This window comes from Desulfurococcus amylolyticus Z-533 (assembly GCF_000513855.1).
Classification (GTDB): Archaea; Thermoproteota; Thermoprotei_A; order Sulfolobales; family Desulfurococcaceae; genus Desulfurococcus; species Desulfurococcus amylolyticus.
On record NZ_KI911318.1, the window covers coordinates 101,662 to 117,450 of the forward strand.

General features: G+C 45.3%; 13 protein-coding genes and 2 tRNA genes. 3 read left to right on the forward strand and 12 right to left on the reverse strand.

The annotated features are described in order from the left end of the window. Window positions 1–104 precede the first annotated feature (104 nt). The 12 genes from SPHMEL_RS00600 to SPHMEL_RS00655 all read right to left on the reverse strand — a co-directional run bounded on the left by SPHMEL_RS00600 (window position 105) and on the right by SPHMEL_RS00655 (window position 11,858). Window positions 105–190, reverse strand: a tRNA-Ser gene (locus SPHMEL_RS00600). Between the two features lie 108 nt (window positions 191–298). Continuing rightward, complete coding sequence (rpsJ, locus tag SPHMEL_RS00605) at window positions 299–610, reverse strand: 30S ribosomal protein S10 (RefSeq protein WP_042666796.1); 312 nt, start codon at window positions 608–610, stop codon at window positions 299–301. Between the two features lie 65 nt (window positions 611–675). Next, window positions 676–1,998 (reverse strand): translation elongation factor EF-1 subunit alpha, encoded by a 1,323-nt coding sequence (gene tuf, locus SPHMEL_RS00610; protein ID WP_042667879.1) that lies wholly within the window; start codon window positions 1,996–1,998, stop codon window positions 676–678. Window positions 1,999–2,140: 142 nt separating this feature from the next. Continuing rightward, a complete protein-coding gene (locus SPHMEL_RS00615) occupies window positions 2,141–2,737 on the reverse strand; it encodes a 30S ribosomal protein S7 (RefSeq protein WP_042666797.1) in 597 nt (198 codons plus the stop codon). Between the two features lie 53 nt (window positions 2,738–2,790). Further along, window positions 2,791–3,237 carry a 30S ribosomal protein S12 gene (locus tag SPHMEL_RS00620; protein ID WP_012609037.1) on the reverse strand — a complete coding sequence of 149 codons (447 nt, stop codon included), beginning with the start codon at window positions 3,235–3,237 and terminating at the stop codon, window positions 2,791–2,793. 22 nt (window positions 3,238–3,259) lie between these two features. Next, window positions 3,260–3,706, reverse strand: coding sequence for a NusA-like transcription termination signal-binding factor (locus tag SPHMEL_RS00625; protein WP_012609038.1), 447 nt, complete (start codon window positions 3,704–3,706; stop codon window positions 3,260–3,262). A gap of 6 nt (window positions 3,707–3,712) precedes the next feature. Then, window positions 3,713–4,027: a 50S ribosomal protein L30e gene (locus tag SPHMEL_RS00630; RefSeq protein WP_042666799.1), complete on the reverse strand. Its 315-nt coding sequence runs from the start codon at window positions 4,025–4,027 to the stop codon at window positions 3,713–3,715. After that, a complete protein-coding gene (gene rpoA2, locus SPHMEL_RS00635; RefSeq protein ID WP_042666800.1) occupies window positions 4,020–5,240 on the reverse strand; it encodes a DNA-directed RNA polymerase subunit A'' in 1,221 nt (406 codons plus the stop codon). The genes SPHMEL_RS00630 and rpoA2 overlap by 8 nt, the downstream gene beginning before the upstream one ends. A 1-nt stretch (window position 5,241) precedes the next feature. Then, window positions 5,242–7,902 (reverse strand): DNA-directed RNA polymerase subunit A', encoded by a 2,661-nt coding sequence (locus tag SPHMEL_RS00640; protein ID WP_042666801.1) that lies wholly within the window; start codon window positions 7,900–7,902, stop codon window positions 5,242–5,244. Beyond that, a complete protein-coding gene (locus SPHMEL_RS00645; RefSeq protein WP_051401029.1) occupies window positions 7,899–11,348 on the reverse strand; it encodes a DNA-directed RNA polymerase subunit B in 3,450 nt (1,149 codons plus the stop codon). The genes SPHMEL_RS00640 and SPHMEL_RS00645 overlap by 4 nt, the downstream gene beginning before the upstream one ends. Before the next feature lie 59 nt (window positions 11,349–11,407). Further along, the gene (locus SPHMEL_RS00650) at window positions 11,408–11,659 is read right to left on the reverse strand and encodes a DNA-directed RNA polymerase subunit H (RefSeq protein ID WP_012609043.1); all 252 of its coding nucleotides are present in this window, start codon (window positions 11,657–11,659) and stop codon (window positions 11,408–11,410) included. A 125-nt stretch (window positions 11,660–11,784) separates the two neighbouring features. Continuing rightward, window positions 11,785–11,858: transfer RNA gene (locus SPHMEL_RS00655), tRNA-Ala, on the reverse strand. A gap of 151 nt (window positions 11,859–12,009) precedes the next feature. On the opposite strand from SPHMEL_RS00655, the gene SPHMEL_RS00660 reads away from it, so the two are divergent. The 3 genes from SPHMEL_RS00660 to SPHMEL_RS00670 all read left to right on the forward strand — a co-directional run bounded on the left by SPHMEL_RS00660 (window position 12,010) and on the right by SPHMEL_RS00670 (window position 15,778). Then, a complete protein-coding gene (locus SPHMEL_RS00660; protein ID WP_042666802.1) occupies window positions 12,010–13,194 on the forward strand; it encodes a Cdc6/Cdc18 family protein in 1,185 nt (394 codons plus the stop codon). A gap of 17 nt (window positions 13,195–13,211) precedes the next feature. Beyond that, window positions 13,212–13,781 (forward strand): endonuclease dU, encoded by a 570-nt coding sequence (locus SPHMEL_RS00665; RefSeq protein ID WP_042666803.1) that lies wholly within the window; start codon window positions 13,212–13,214, stop codon window positions 13,779–13,781. Between the two features lie 104 nt (window positions 13,782–13,885). Further along, a complete protein-coding gene (locus SPHMEL_RS00670; RefSeq protein WP_042666804.1) occupies window positions 13,886–15,778 on the forward strand; it encodes a phosphoenolpyruvate carboxykinase (GTP) in 1,893 nt (630 codons plus the stop codon). Window positions 15,779–15,789: the final 11 nt, after the last annotated feature.

A 15,789-nucleotide genomic window follows, 5' to 3' on the forward strand; every position in this document is an offset into this window, starting at 1 on the left:
CACATCTTGAGTGCTTTATGAACAGGTTTATGCACGCAATTACATTACTTCAATAAAAGAATTTAATAGTAAACCTATATGAAAGCAGAAACAACATACCGAGGCGCCGGGGGCGGGATTTGAACCCGCGCGCCCCTTTCGGGGCACTGGCTCTCCAGGCCAGCCCCTTGGACCGCTCGGGCACCCCGGCTCATATCTATGATAAAAGTGTTTCAGGCTTATATTTCTTAACAGGAGGAAATTGAGTTCACAGGATGATGGGTTGAACCACTTTATTAAAACATCGGGCTGTTTAAAACTATATCTCTATCTCCATCCATATCTCAGGGGGAATCCTAACCCTTATCAACTGCTTCATTACTCTTTCATCCTCGGCTATGTATAGTAGCCTCTTATGTATCCTCATCTCCCATTTCTCATACTTTTTCTTTCCCTCTCCATGCGGTAGCTTCATTGTCCTGATTCTTAGTTTTTTAGTTGGCAGTGGTATTGGGCCATTCATTTTAACACCTGTCTTCTTCACTATATCTGTTATCTTACCCACGAAGTCGTCTAGTACTTTTACATTGGTGCTCCAGATCTTTATTTTAACCATCCTTGTTGCGGACATCGTGACCAACCTTATACCTGTAAGCATACTTGGAAACGTAATGTGTAGAATTCGGGTTTAAAAAACTATTTCTTGATATTGACTTGTGCTGGCTTGATCTCGAGTACCTGTCCAATACCGATTGTCTTACCCATGTCTCTCATAGCGAATCTTCCAAGAGCTGGGAAGTCAGCGTATTTCTCTACTACAAGTGGCTTTATCGGTTTGAATTTAACTATAGCTATGTCTCCCTGCTTCAGGAACTGTGGGTTCTTCTCAACCTCCTTACCTGTCCTAGGGTCGATCTTTGAAATTATCTCGGTTATCCTGCATGCCACGCTGGCTGTGTGGACATGTATTACTGGCGTGTATCCCACGGCTATTGCTGTTGGATGCCACATTATCATTATTCTCGCGGTGAATTCATCGGCAACTGTTGGGGGAACATCAAGGGATCCAGCCACATCGCCGCGCTTAATATCCTTCTTCTCTACACCCTTTACATTGAACCCGATGTTGTCACCGGGCTCTGCTTTCTCGATCTTAGCGTGATGAGTCTCTATACTCTTGACTTCACCGATTAGTCCTGGCGGCATGAATACTACTTTATCGCCTACTTTAAGTACACCGGTTTCAACCCTTCCAACAGGTACGACACCAACACCGGAGATGCTGTATACATCTTGTATCGGTATTCTAAGTGGTTTATCAAGTGGCTTGGGCGGCACCGTTAATAAGTCCAATGCCTCTACTAGTGTTGGACCATTATACCACGGCATGTTGGGCGAACGTTCAATCAGGTTTTCACCTGTCCACGCTGACACCGGGATGAATGGTATCTTGGATATATCGTAGCCCAGTCCCTTCAGGAATTTACCCAGGATCTCCTTAATCTCGTTGTACCTCTTCTCACTGTACGGTGGCTCGGTTGCATCCATCTTGTTTATGGCCACAATTAGCTGGTTTATACCCATGGTCCTAGCTAGTATGGCGTGCTCACGGGTCTGGCCCTCGGCACTCATTCCAGCCTCGAACTCTCCTTTTCTGGCGCTTATAACTAGGATGGCTGCATCGGCCTGGCTTGCGCCGGTGATCATGTTTTTAACGAAGTCTCGGTGACCGGGTGCATCTATGATGGTGAAGAAGTATTTCTTGGTCTCGAACTTCATGTATGATAGTGAAATAGTGACACCGCGTTCACGCTCTTCCTTCATTCTATCGAGTAACCAGGCAAACTTGAAGCTCTCCTTACCCATTTTCTTTGCTTCTTCCTCGATCATCTTCACGGTTTTTTCATCGAAGTAGCCTAGACGATAGAGTATATGCCCTGTCATAGTGCTTTTTCCATGGTCTACGTGCCCAATTATCACTATGTTTAAATGTGGTTTCTGAGGCGTGCTCACGTTCATCACCTTTCTTATCTACATTAACATGTCCAACTAGTTTAATAACTTTCAGGGTGTTTATAAAGTATTTCTCCCTGCCAGTAATTATCTCCGTCCTTGTTTATATAGGAGATAGAGGAGGTATCTGAGTGATAATTTAAAAACGCTATCTACTGCTTAACGCTATCCTCTCGATTTCCTCCTTCTTCTGAACAGCATAGCTCTTTGGATCATTTGATGCAGCCGACGCTATTTCCTCCGCTAATGCCTCCTCTATGGATATGGGGTTGTGGAAAGCCTTTAACCTAGCTCCCTCGGTTAGATGTCTTAGTGCTAGATCAATTCTCCTTAAAGGCGCTATATCAACTGAGACATGGTATGTTATTCCACCATACATTATCCTAGTGGTCTCCTCTCTAGGGGCCGCGTTCTCTATTGCCCTCACTAGTACTTGTAATGGGTTTTCACCTGTTTTCAGATATATGAGTTCGAATGATTTCTTCACAATGTTGTATGCGAGGTGCTTCTTACCCATGTTTCTACCTGGTCGCATTACATTGTTTATTAGCCTCTCGACGATGGGTACTAGTGCTTTTCCAAAGCGTTTATGCTCATGTCTGCCGCCGGAGTGGGGTAGGTAAACTGGTTTTAGGCAAATATATTTTTTCAAGCTAGGGTCTCTTACCTCTATAAAGTCGTAGCTCCATTTATTGAATAACTTTATTTCGCCAATCAACATCTCCCTGGTCTGCATCTCACTCATACATAAACACCTTCATTATCCGATATCAGGGCATGAGTTTAAAACCTATAGCATTATCTCACAGGCTTCTGCTTTTTTCCAAGCCATAAAGCTTTAAGCGAGACACCGTTAACCATTACCACCTTATATCTTACGCCTGGGATGTCTCCTAGCGATCCTCCTAGAGGGCCACCGATACCTTCTATTATTACCTCATCGTGTTCATCTATATAGTTTACTCCGCCATCCCATGGCACGAATGCTGTCACCACCTTACCGTTTTTAACTAGTTGCACCCTTACACATTTTCTTACAGCTGAGTTCGGCTTACGTGACTCTATGCCAACCTTCTCCAAGACTATTCCTCTGGCCATGGGTGCTCCTTCCAATGGATCCCTTAGCTTACCCATTTTCCTGAGCATTCTCTTCTTGAAGTCACGCTGACTCCACCTGAATTTCAATCTCTTCTCTTCCAGTTTCCTAGCTGCATACAACCCGCTTGGGCCTTTTTTACCGGGCATCTTCTCCCCTCACTTAACCGTGTTACGCGATAATCACTGAATCTATATTAAAATGCCTTTTTAAAATAAGTTTAGCCCTCTGAACGTTTTTACCGTTTTTACCGATGGCTATCCCTTTATCAGATGGATCCACTGCCACGTAGAGGATCTTGCTACCATCAGGTCTCGTTGAGAGCTTTATCTCCTTTATCCTGGCTGGTGATAACGCATATCTGACTTGCTCCTCGAGGTTATTACTGTAGCCAACTATCTCTATGTTTTTATTAAGTATCTTCCTCAGCCTCTGGACGAAGAAGCCTTTGGGTCCTATCGCCTTTCCCACATCCTCTGGGTTTACTAGGAAGATCACTCTGTTGTTATCCTCCTCAATAATGCAATCCCTTACTACAGCACCTGTGAGCTCGTTTAATAACGTCATATAGCGGAATTCCTCAGGCGTTATCTTCACCTGTGGCTTCTCGTCACTCATCTACTTCTACACCTCTCCAGCGAAGTCAAGTATGTTTGATTGCCCCGGATCGATCACAGCTATTGAGGTAATGCTATGGGGACGTCCCAAAAGGGTACCTAGCTCTATGCTTGTTCCAGGGAACATTATAACGGGGATATTGCTTAGCTTCGCATAATATATTAGATCCCTTTTTATCTCCGGGGAAGCGTTGGATGCTATGATTACTGCTTTAGCCTTCCCGTGAAGAACTAGTCTCTTGACTTGCCTACTTCCATACACTATTTGCCCTGTATCAGCAGTCGTTCTTATCGCTTTAAGCAGGTCAACCTGGCTACTCATTCCTATCACCTTTGTTGCCAGCCTCGGTCTTTAATAGGCTTGGAGTCATATAAATCTGAACCATACCAGTTCCTACAGGTATTGTTTGACCTATTATAATATTTTCTGTAACGCCATATAAACGGTCTTCCTCACTAGTGGCTGCTGATTCTAGGAGCTTTTGAACAGTCATCTCGAATGTAGCCCTGGCCAGTACGCTTGGCTTTTCACCGGCAACACCCATTCTACCAATCTGCCTCACATGCCCGGTCCACGTCATCATATCGGCTAGAAGCATTATATGCCTTATATCTACGTCTAGACCCTGGTCATCAAGTATCTCTTTGATCTCCTTGATTATAGCTTGCCTAGCGGCCTCTATGCCGAGCACTCTTTCTATCTCATGTATATTATTAGTATACACTCTCCTCCAGTCCACGCCTTCTATCCTCATTATTTCCTCAAGGTTGCTTCCCTCAGATATTATCACGTACTCGTCGCCGCGTTTCTGGATTATTACCTTACGTATCTCCTTTATACCCTTCAAATGCAGACCGAGAAGTTTGCTTCTCAGCTTCTCTAGCTTACTGTAGTCGAGGTATTCCTCTCTAAGCGATATTATTACCTCGTATGGGTCATCTCCTCTTGAAACCTCGCCCACATCTAGCTCCTTCAACTTCTTAATGATCACCTCGACACTTAACCCCTTATCCTCCAGCATCTCGGGATCCAGACGTACCCTCGTCACACCTTCTATGAGGTCGATATCTAGTTCCCTGGTGATGTTCTCTAGGTATGTTGACTCTATTTTTCTAGCTATCTCCCTAGCCTTCTCCTCGCTTCTCCTATATTCATCCACTAGATATATCTCCATGATAGGTGTTTCAGGCTTTTTCCTGGCGTCAACTATCTCTATGAGCCTGGGGAGACCGAGGGTTACGTTGTATTCACGTACACCGGCATAGTGGAATACCCTTAATGTCATCTGTGTTGATGGCTCTCCAAGGCTTTGGGCGGCAATAGTTCCCACAGCCTCGCCTGGCTCTATCAACGAGGAATGATATCTCTCGATTATATGTTCTATGAATCTTTCTACGGTTTCCCTAGTTATCACGATCTTCCCAGCTATGTTCAGTAATTTATTACGTACTTCCTCATATACCTGCTGGCTAACGTTCCCCTTCAGTCTCTCCTCGAGGAGCTGTTGGATTTCCTCTATAGTTAAACCCTGCATCTTATAGTCCACCTCCAAATATTTTCTCAATGACTCTATCTACGTTAACGGATTTACCATGGTCGCTCTTCATCGGGTCAACACCATCTTCACCATAGAGTAGCTGGACTATCTCACCTGTGGTAAGACGTACACTTCCATCATACTCCACCCTTAGGTCTTGTAACGCGTTTATTAAACGCCTCTGCATGTATCCAGACTGGCTTGTCCTGACAGCCGTATCTATCAGCCCCTCTCTACCAGCCGCGGCATGGAAGAACATTTCAACAGGGTTTAATCCATGTACAAACCCGCTTGCTATGAAACCCCTTGCCTCCGGACCCAGGTCTTCTGGCTTGAAGTGGGATAGTGCTCTCCCAAGGTAGCCCCTTGTAAGGCGCTTTCCTCTTACTGTCTGCTGTCCAAGTAGGGCGGCCATCTGGGTCAGATTGACTGGGTTTCCTCTCGCACCAGTTCTAGCCATGATTACAACGGGGTTGACTAGTGTAAAGTATGGTGTTATTACCTCGGCAACACTGTCAAGTAGCTTCTTGGATAATATATCAATTATTTCATCTTCCAGTGTCTCCTCAACTGTCTTACCTGGCCTTGCCAGTAGCTCTCCTCTCCTATACTTGGATATTAGTTCTTCAACCTCCTTTTTCTTCCCAGCTATTATCTCGCTTAACCGGTTCCTAGCCTCCTCTGGAAGCGTTAAATGAGTATAGCTCATCGTTAAGCCGTATTTCTCCGACATCCTTATAAACATCTTATAGACTCTATCCATGAACATTCTCCCGTAGTCTTCACCATACTCCTTTATAAGCCAGTGAACTAGACTCTCTGGCTCCTCCCTCCCAATACTCGCCTTATCCAGTACGCCCTCAAGCAGTACGCCGTTCCTGATTATTACGAGGCTGTCGTGGGGGCAATCCTCATCAATACACCTTAATGCTGCAGCGCTCCCGATCTTCGAGTTCCTCTTGTAGTTGAAGTCCTTTGGGAGGAATAAGGAGACAAGCTGTTTACCGGTCCAGAGAGCGCGGGGCTTTAAGATTGCAGGCTCAGGTAACTCGCCCTTATAACCTGTCGAAGAGAGTAGGTCTACTACATCGTCTTTATCCAGCAGTGTGGTCTTGCTGGTGAGGATATATGCTCCACTTATATAGTCTTGTAGACCACCTATTATAGGGCCTCCGTAACGTGGTGTGAGAATATGTCTCTCAACCAACATTAGTAGCCTTGCCTCAGCCCTGGCCTCCTCGCTTTGAGGTACATGTAGGTTCATCTCATCTCCATCGAAATCGGCATTGTATGGTGGGCACACGAGTAGGTTCAGCCTGAACGTCTTATATGGTAAGACCCTTACAACATGAGCCATAACAGATATCCTATGTAATGATGGCTGCCTATTGAACAATACTATATCTCCATCCATTAAATGCCTCTCTACTATGAAGCCCGACTCCAGTGATTCAGCAGCTGCCTTCCTATCCACGAATTTCAGGCTTATTTTCCTCCCATCCGGTCTCACTATGTAGTTTGCTCCAGGCCATTTCTCTGGTCCATTCAACACCAGCTTACGCATTTCCTCGATGTTCCACGGCGTCACCCTCTCCGGTATTGTGAGTATCTTGGCAACGTCCTCGGGAACGCCGACCTCGTTTATGCTTAGGCTTGGATCGGGACTTATAACGGTTCTAGCCGAGAAATCTACTCTCTTACCTCTTAAGTTATTCCTGAACCTTCCCTCCTTGCCCTTCAGCCTCTGTGCTATACCCTTCAATGTCTTTCCACTTCTATGCTTAGCAACCGGTAATCCTGGGGCCTCGTTGTCAAAGTACGTGGTTATATGGTATTGAAGTAGTTCCCATTCATCCTCTATGATCGCGCTTGGTGCTCCCCCCTCAACATGCTCCCTGAGCCTGTTATTTATCCTTACTATGTCAACAAGCTTATGTGTTAAGTCGTCCTCGCTTCTTATGCCTGTCTCTAAGAGTACTGATGGTCTCACGCTTCTAGGGGGTACTGGTAGTACTGTTAGAACCATCCATTCGGGTCTGGTATCATTCGGGTCTCCGCCAAGTAGTTTCACATCGTCATTCGGTATCTTCTCGAGTCTTCCACGCACCTCGCTTGGTGTTAGCTTTAAGAGCCCTCTCTCGGTTTGTTCATAGAATGTGTGGGGCTTCTCCAACTTTACCTTGTACTGCTTGGCACCGCAATGTGGACATGTATCCGCTGTGCTCGCCCTCCGCCTAATGTATTCGTGGAACCTCTTAATTAAGTAGGGCGCTCCGAGTTCCTGGAGATCGCTTAACAACCTCAAGTACTCGCCCTTCTCCTCCTCCGGTATCTTGAGTCTCCCGCAGTTTCTACATGTCGCCTTCAAATATATAAGTATCTGCTTTGCAAATCCAGCGTGTATAACGGGTTTAGCTAGCTCTATATGTCCGAAGTGACCTGGGCATGAATCCCTTGTATTACCGCAGATTGGACATGTTTCACCGGGCTCGATAGCTCCTAGTCTCCTATCCATTACGCCGCCATCTATAGGGGAGCCATCGTTATCATATACCTCGGAGGAGAAAATCTGGGTAACACTCATCTTCCTTATCTCGTCTGGCGAGAGTATCCCGAATTTTATACGTGATATCCTATTGGTAACTATCTTTGAGCTCACTTACCACCACCCCTTGTAATGTCCTCAATTAGTAGACGAGGCCTTATGCCCATGCTCATTAACTCCTGAAGCAGTAGTTTAAACGCGTATGAGACCTCAACGGGTTTCAATACTCCTTTCTCCTTATGTATTGGGCACACGAATTTACCTTTGTTTCTATCATACCAACCCATCGAGCCGCATAGCTCGCATACATAAATTATAGTTGAGTCACTTCTATCCGTCATAGCCTCCTTGAGTAACAATGCAGAACCGTGCCCAATAAGGCAGTCAACCTCCATCTCACCCCATCTTAATCCACCGGCCCTTGAACGGCCTTCAGTGGGTTGCCTGGTTAGTATTTGGACTGGCCCCCTGGCTCTGGCATGTATTTTATCGCTTGCCATGTGGTGTAGTTTCTGATAATATACTATACCTATAAACACCGGTGTCTTGATTAGCTCCCCTGTGCGGCCATCGTACATTGCCTCCTCGCCTGTATACGGATAACCATGTCTCCTCAGTATTATCTGGAGGTCTTCTATAGGGGTCTTATAGAAGGGGGTTCCATCAATGATGCGTCCCTCGAGGGCTGCTGCTTTCCCAGCTATGCTCTCCATCAACTGGGCTACGGTCATTCTGCTTGGGAATGCATGTGGATTAATTATCAGGTCCGGCGTTATGCCTTCCTCCGTGAAAGGCATATCGTATTGTGGTAGCAGCAAGCCGAGTACTCCCTTCTGCCCGTGCCTGGATGCAAACTTATCTCCTAGCTCCGGTATCCTGAGATCCCTTACCCTAACCTTTATTAGCTTATTCCCCTCGCTATCCATTGTGATTAAAACGGTGTCAACTATACCTTTTTCCTCATGCCTCATGACTATACTTGTATCCTGACGTGTGAGTCCCCCTGCTTCGTATTCCTGGGTACTGAGGAATCTAGGAGGGCTGACCTTACCTATTAATACATCCCCGCCTGACACCTGTGTTTCAGGGGCCACGATCCCGTCTTCCTCTAGTTTCTCATACGCCTTCTGCCCCCTATATCCCCTTACATTGGTTGATGGAATAGTTATCTCATCCTGTATTCCTCCAGGATACTTGTACTCAACGGTCGTGTATAGCCTGAAGAACGTGGACCTTGCTAATCCCCTTTCAACACTACTCCTATTCATTATCAATGCATCCTCCATGTTGTATCCGGTGTACGTTAAGACAGCGACAACCATGTTTTGCCCAGCTGGCCTCTCATTATAGCCTATCACATTCATCATTCGTGTCTCTACCAGTGGTCTCTGGGGATAGTGTAGGAAGTGTCCTCTTGTATCCATTCTTCTCTGGAAGTTCGCCGCGTATAATCCAAGGCTTTGCTTAGCCATTGCCGACTGATACATGTTTCTAGGACTCTGGTTGTGCTCTGGGTATGGTATAATCGAGGCGGTTATTCCAAGTATCGCGGGTATCCATATTTCCAGGTGTGTATGTTCAGCCGTGACATCACTGGGTTGCAGCGCTATATAGGCGTTTTCCTCTTCATCTGGATCCAGGTACTCTACTATACCTTGCTTGACGAGGTCTTCGAAGGTCAGTTTTCCTTCACTGAGTAATTTAACATGCTCTCTTGTCAGCTTGGGTACTCCGTTTTCAATAACTATTAATGGTCTCCGTATCCTTCCGGAATCAGTGTTTACCACTACTTCCTTGATATATTTATTGCCTATGTAAGCTACATTGACTTCGCTGCTTATTTTCCCGCTTCTCCTCAGCGATCTAATGGTCCTTGCTAATTCCTCTCCATCCTTATGGTAACCTATTAGTTTACCATTCAGGAATACCTTGCACCATCCGGAGTATTTCTCGCTTATTTCACTGGCTTTAGAGACATCCTCACTAATCATATCTATGAGACCCTTATGGATCTTCCCGTCTATAGTACGCGTTGAGACGATAGGTACTACACCAATCCTGTATAGTAGTGCTTCAATCTCCTTGTCATCTATTCCGACACTAACATTAGTCATCAATGCCAGGTTTTTAACAAGTCCTATGTTAGCTCCCTCTGGTGTTTCAAACGGGCACATTCTACCCCATTGCGTTCCATGTAGCTCTCTTGCCTCGAAATGTGGTTGCCCTCTTGCCAGTGGGGAGACAACTCTCCTTAAGTGGCTCAATGTACTCAGCATGTTGGTTCTATCAAGTAGCTGGCTCACACCTGTCCTGCCGCCGGGCCAGTTTCCAGTGGCCATCGCATGTTGGATTCTATCCGTTATTATGCTTGGCTTGAACACCATTTTTAAATCTATTTTCTTGGTTTTAGCGAGTTGTTTTTCTATCCCTTCCTTTATCTCTCTAGCGAAACCCATCATTGCAGCTCTTAGGAGCACTGCAAGCATGTCGCCGGCGAGTTTCAGCCTCTTGTTTCTATAATGGTCTTTATCATCTGGCTCCCTATAATCTAGCTGCAGCTCTATTATCCTTGATATCATCTGTCCTATGAAGACGGCTTTCTTAAGCCTTGTTTCAGGAGAAGAGTCGATGCCTATATGTGGTAGAAGCCTTTCATCAAGGAGCCTCTCCGCTCTCAGTATTCTCTCTTCCCTGGGTCTCCCAATGATGAATTTCGAGGCAATGAAGTCTAGTGCCTCCTCTATAACCTTCCTCCTGTATTCCTCCTTGAGCCTCCTTACCTCCTCCTCACTAGCGCCCTCTGGTATTTCCAGCTTGGGGAGTATTTCCTGTACCTGGAGTATGGAGGGGAGTAGATAGGTTTGTATCTCCGGCTTCAGGCTAGTGGAATATAGTATTTCCGCCTCACTGGCGAGTCCCAGGGCGATCATCAGTATAAGGGCTGGGAACTTATGTCCTTGGAAACTAGCGTAGAAGACTCCATCCTTTCTCCTTTCAATAATTAGTTGACTCCTCCGTCCTCTTGACACACTGGTTACCTTAGCTACATGTGTTACGCTGCTTCCCTCCGGCATGACATCGACGATGATATTGTTGCTTGCCAGATCCTCCTGGGCCACTATAACTTTCTCGCTTCCATTAATTATGAAGTAGCCACCTGGGTCCCTGGGATCCTCTCCATTTTCGATAAGCTCCTGTGGTGTTAGCTTACTTAATGGGTCGATGCTCGATTTCAACATTACGGGTAGATCCATTAGCTTCAGTTCCTGCTCCCTAGTGTAGCCGCTTTCATCCTCTATCCTTACTGATACATATATCGGGGTAGCATAGGTTAAATTCCTCAGGCGGCACTCCATAGGGGTTTTAGACTCCTCTATCCCTTCTACACTGGTCCATTTAGGAGAATCTATCCTGTATTTCTCGATGACGAGTTTTATTTTATTCGTTATTATTATTTCTTTGAACTCCTCGAGGATGGATGGAAGGATCTCCTTTATAAACCTCTCATAACTATCCAGGTGCTGTCTAACAAGCCCCTTTTCCTCGAAATACTTTCTCATTACAATCCATAAATCATCTGGTGACAGTGTTTCCTGACTACTAATATTCAATCAGGGATTCACCTCGTGACATCAACTATCACATACCTATAGGTAACGAACTCTCCGGCTGTAGGGCTCTTCCTTATTATTCTAACAATATCGCCTGGCCTTGCACCAATAGCTTTAATTACTGGATCGTTGATCGATATCCACGGGAGTTGCCACGGCTCCACACCCAGCTTTTTCAATACCTCATATGCCTCTTCTGGTGTTAGGGTTTCATGCTTCGGTACTAACTCGTGTTCCAGGATATTGATTTTCTTATTCATAAGTAAACACCCAAAGCTATATATGTTCTATACTTTTTTCTAAACCTATTTCTAGAAATCGTTAAACGATTTTTAAAGATAATGCCCATTATATCAACTCATTTTTTCCACTATTGGGAAAAAAGTGGACCGGCCGGGACTTGAACCCGGGACCTCTCGGATGCCAACCGAGCGCTCTTCCAGGCTGAGCTACCGGCCCACCGCTTTTAGATTAATGATTCAAGGGGTTTTAAGATTTTCCTAGGCAGTTGCTCTCAGGGAAAAAATAAATATTTGAAGGGAGATATGGGATGTCTAGTATTATTTATAGCTATAGTGTTTAACCGTATCAAAGCTTATGGGTGTGTATCTTGGCTGATATCATCGACGAGCTCATTAGGAAGCGAGGATTTGCATCAAGGATATTTAGGAACAGAGAGGTCCTCCACCCAGACTACATACCTGATACTCTGCCCCATAGAGAAAACGAGATCAGGAGGCTTGCAGAGCATCTTCTTGTTTCTGCACAGGGTATGAGGCCCAGTAATGTCCTAATCTATGGTTTAACAGGTACTGGTAAAACCGTTGTGGTGAAGTATGTCGTATCCAAGCTCAAGGAGAAGGCATCATCATTGAATAAGAGGCTTGACTACGCTTATGTTAACACGAGGAAGCTTGACACAACCTATAGGGTGATAGCTAGTATAGCTCAAAGCATCGGGTTAAGGGTGCCCCACACCGGGCTAGCGATAAGTGAAGTATATAGAAGATATATTAATGCGTTGGATAGCTGGGGAGGCCTCCACATAATCGTCTTAGACGAGGTGGATTACTATGTTAAGCGTGAAGGAGATGATCTAATATACAAGCTTGTGAGAGCCAATGAGGAATTAAGCAAGGCTAAGATAGTCTTGATCGGTATAACAAACGACGTCAACTTCGTCGAGAACCTTGATCCAAGGGTTAGGTCTAGTATGGGGGAGATAGAGATGGTTTTCCCGCCATATAATGCCGAGCAATTATTCACCATATTGAAGCAGAGGGCTGAACTAGCGTTCAATCAGGGCGTAATAGAGGATGGTGTGATATCATACTGTTCAGCCCTGGCTGCGAGAGAACATGGAGATGCAAGGAGAGCGCTGGATTTACTCAGAGTGTCCGGTGAAATAGCTGAAAGAGAAGGTGCTGAGAGGGTTACAATAGAGCATGTGAAGAAAGCCACCCTTGAGATCGAGGAGGGCAGGATATACCAGAGCGTCGTCACGCTACCTCTTCACCAGAAGCTCGTGTTGAAGAAGATAGTGGAGCTTGTTGAGGCCAAGGAATCCACGACAACCGGGGAAGTATATACAGCATACTCCAATATAATGAGGAACCTTAAATACGAGCCGCTCTCTCTGCGCAGGATCAGTGAGATTATTTCACAACTAGATATGATGGGGCTGATTATCTCAGAGGTGGTTAATAGAGGCAAATATGGTATCACGAGGATAATAAAGATAAGAAAGGATATGCTCCCAGTCATTAAGGATGCATTAAAGGATGTTGAAGCATAGCCATCAAGTGTTTCATAATGACTAAACACTGTTGTATCATAGAGGCCTATGACGACGGGTTTTTCCCTCCCGAATTCAAGGGCGGGAGGGGAGACACCTTTATAGTAGGGGTTAAAACCAGTGGTTTCAGAGTTCTCGATATAGCTGTTTCAAGAGTACTTGTCGACGGTGGAGAAACATATAAGAGGATAGTGGAGATGTCGGGGCTTCTAAACGGTGAACTCATAATGCTTGACGGCGTAACTTATGCAGGGTTCGATGTCGTAGATCCCTTTCTACTTCACAGCGAAACAGGGAAGCCCGTTGTAGCGGTTCAACTATATCCCTTAAACCTTGAGAGAGTTAGGTCAGCATTGCTAAAGCATTTTCCAGATGGGGAGGAAAGGTTTAGGGTGGTGAGGAATTATTATGAGAGTCTTATCCCAATTGAGACGGCGTGGAGAATAATACAGGTAATGGCTGTGGGAATAGATCTAGGTAGGGTAGTAAGAGTCTTAAGGCATGTATGTATATATAGCCCTGAGCCAGAGCCCCTTAGAATAGCTGATAAGATAGCATCCTCTCTCTCGAAACTATTCATCTCCTAGTCCAGGGGAACACGGGTTACAACCGAAAGCCTCGCCCTTTAGGACAGGGATGAGGTCAGATGTTTTATTAATTTTGTAAATATATTATGATACGGGGAACATATATGGATACTTACATGGATGATATGCTTACCCGTCTCTCCAGATATGCTAGCAGAGAATCCATTGAGAGAATCTCGAGGATAAATAATAGAAAACTCATTGAATGGATTACAGAGGTCGCGGAGCTTCTCGAGCCCAGCTCCATATTCGTTAACACTGGTACAAAGGAGGATCTAGAGTATATTAGGAGACGGGCTATTGAGAAAGGAGAGGAGATACCCAGTAAATACAATCCGCTCCACACGGTTCACTTCGATGGCGTGTTTGATTTAGCAAGGGATAGGGAGAATACTAGGATTCTCACTGTGGGTGGTACATCTATCTCGATGATTAATACCAGGGATAGAGAGGAGGGCTTGAGGGAACTTAGGGAGATATATAAGGGTATAATGAAGGGTAAGGAGATGTATATAGGGTTCTACTGCTTCGGTCCAAAAGATTCATCGTTCACACTCTACGGTGTTCAGGTGACTGATTCAGCGTATGTCATGCATAGTGAGAATATACTCTACAGGGTATGCTACGATGTATTTGTTGAGAAAGGCGAGTCACTAAGATACATGAGGTTCCTCCATAGTACAGGAGAATTGAACGAGTATGGATGGAGTAAGAATGTGTCGAAGAGAAGGATCTACGTGGATCTGTTGGAGAATATGACATACAGCGTTAACACCCAGTATGCTGGAAACACAGTGGGATTAAAGAAGCTCTCATTAAGGCTCTGCGTCTACCAGGGGTACAGGGAGGGATGGCTCTGCGAGCATATGTTCATAGTTGGAGTCAAGGGGCCGGGTGATAGAGTATCATATTTCACGGGCGCATTCCCAGCTGGATGCGGTAAGACCTCTACAGCATTAATAGCTGATACCGTGGTCGGGGATGATTTAGCAATAATAAGAAACGTTAATGGTGAGGCAAGGGGAGTGAACCCTGAAGTAGGCATGTTTGGAATAATTGATGGAGTCAACCCCGTGGATGACCCCGAGATATATAGGATACTTACATCTAGGGATACAGAGGTCATATTTGCAAATGTCCTTCTAACAGAAGACGGTGAAGTATGGTGGAATGGCAAGACTAGTGAGCCCAGGAAGGGAATAAACTATGCCGGCGAATGGTGGCTGGGTAAACTGGATGAAAAGGGTAAGCCTGTACCACCATCTCATCCAAACGCCAGGTTCACAACCAGTATATTCTACCTGAGTAAGGTGGACCCCAGGATAAATGACCCTATTGGTGTACCGGTTCACGGTATGATCTTTGGCGGAAGAGACTCAGATACATGGGTGCCTGTGGAGGAGGCGTTTAACTGGGTTCATGGAATAGTCACAAAGGCTGCATCACTGGAATCCGAGAGAACCACGGCTGTGCTCGGCAAGGCCGGCGAAAGAGAGTTCAATCCATTTGCTATACTGGACTTCCTCTCAATATCACCAGGGGACTTCATAAACCTACACTTTAAATTCGGCGAGGAATTAACCAGAGAGCCGAGGATATATGGTGTCAACTACTTCCTCAGGGATGATAAAGGAAGGTACCTGACTGAGAAAGTGGATAAAAGAGTATGGTTAAAATGGATGGAGCTCAGGGCAAACAATGACGTGGATGCATTGGAGACTCCTACAGGCTTCATACCGTTGTATGATGACCTGGCTGAATTATTCAGGAGGGAGCTCAATAAGGAGTTTCCCGTGGAGCTATATGAGAAACTCTTCACGATAAGGGTGGGTAAGCACCTCGAGAAAGCGGAGAGAATATATAGGATATATTATGAGAAAACACCTGAAACACCCAGGTTATTCTTCGACACGTTATTAGAGCATAAGAGAAGGCTTAAGCAGGCACTGGATAAATATGGCTCGTTGATCCCACCGTCCAAGTTAGATAGGAGATGAAAGGAAAAAGA

Bases quoted from the DNA above. Each gene is read 5' to 3' on its own strand.
- rpsJ (WP_042666796.1), bottom strand. From the start codon at position 610: ATGTCCGCAACAAGGATGGTTAAAATAAAGATCTGGAGCACCAATGTA.
- tuf (WP_042667879.1), bottom strand. From the start codon at position 1,998: ATGAACGTGAGCACGCCTCAGAAACCACATTTAAACATAGTGATAATT.
- SPHMEL_RS00615 (WP_042666797.1), bottom strand. From the start codon at position 2,737: ATGAGTGAGATGCAGACCAGGGAGATGTTGATTGGCGAAATAAAGTTA.
- SPHMEL_RS00620 (WP_012609037.1), bottom strand. From the start codon at position 3,237: ATGCCCGGTAAAAAAGGCCCAAGCGGGTTGTATGCAGCTAGGAAACTG.
- SPHMEL_RS00625 (WP_012609038.1), bottom strand. From the start codon at position 3,706: ATGAGTGACGAGAAGCCACAGGTGAAGATAACGCCTGAGGAATTCCGC.
- SPHMEL_RS00630 (WP_042666799.1), bottom strand. From the start codon at position 4,027: ATGAGTAGCCAGGTTGACCTGCTTAAAGCGATAAGAACGACTGCTGAT.
- rpoA2 (WP_042666800.1), bottom strand. From the start codon at position 5,240: ATGCAGGGTTTAACTATAGAGGAAATCCAACAGCTCCTCGAGGAGAGA.
- SPHMEL_RS00645 (WP_051401029.1), bottom strand. From the start codon at position 11,348: ATGAGAAAGTATTTCGAGGAAAAGGGGCTTGTTAGACAGCACCTGGAT.
- SPHMEL_RS00650 (WP_012609043.1), bottom strand. From the start codon at position 11,659: ATGAATAAGAAAATCAATATCCTGGAACACGAGTTAGTACCGAAGCAT.
- SPHMEL_RS00665 (WP_042666803.1), top strand. From the start codon at position 13,212: ATGACTAAACACTGTTGTATCATAGAGGCCTATGACGACGGGTTTTTC.
- SPHMEL_RS00670 (WP_042666804.1), top strand. From the start codon at position 13,886: ATGGATACTTACATGGATGATATGCTTACCCGTCTCTCCAGATATGCT.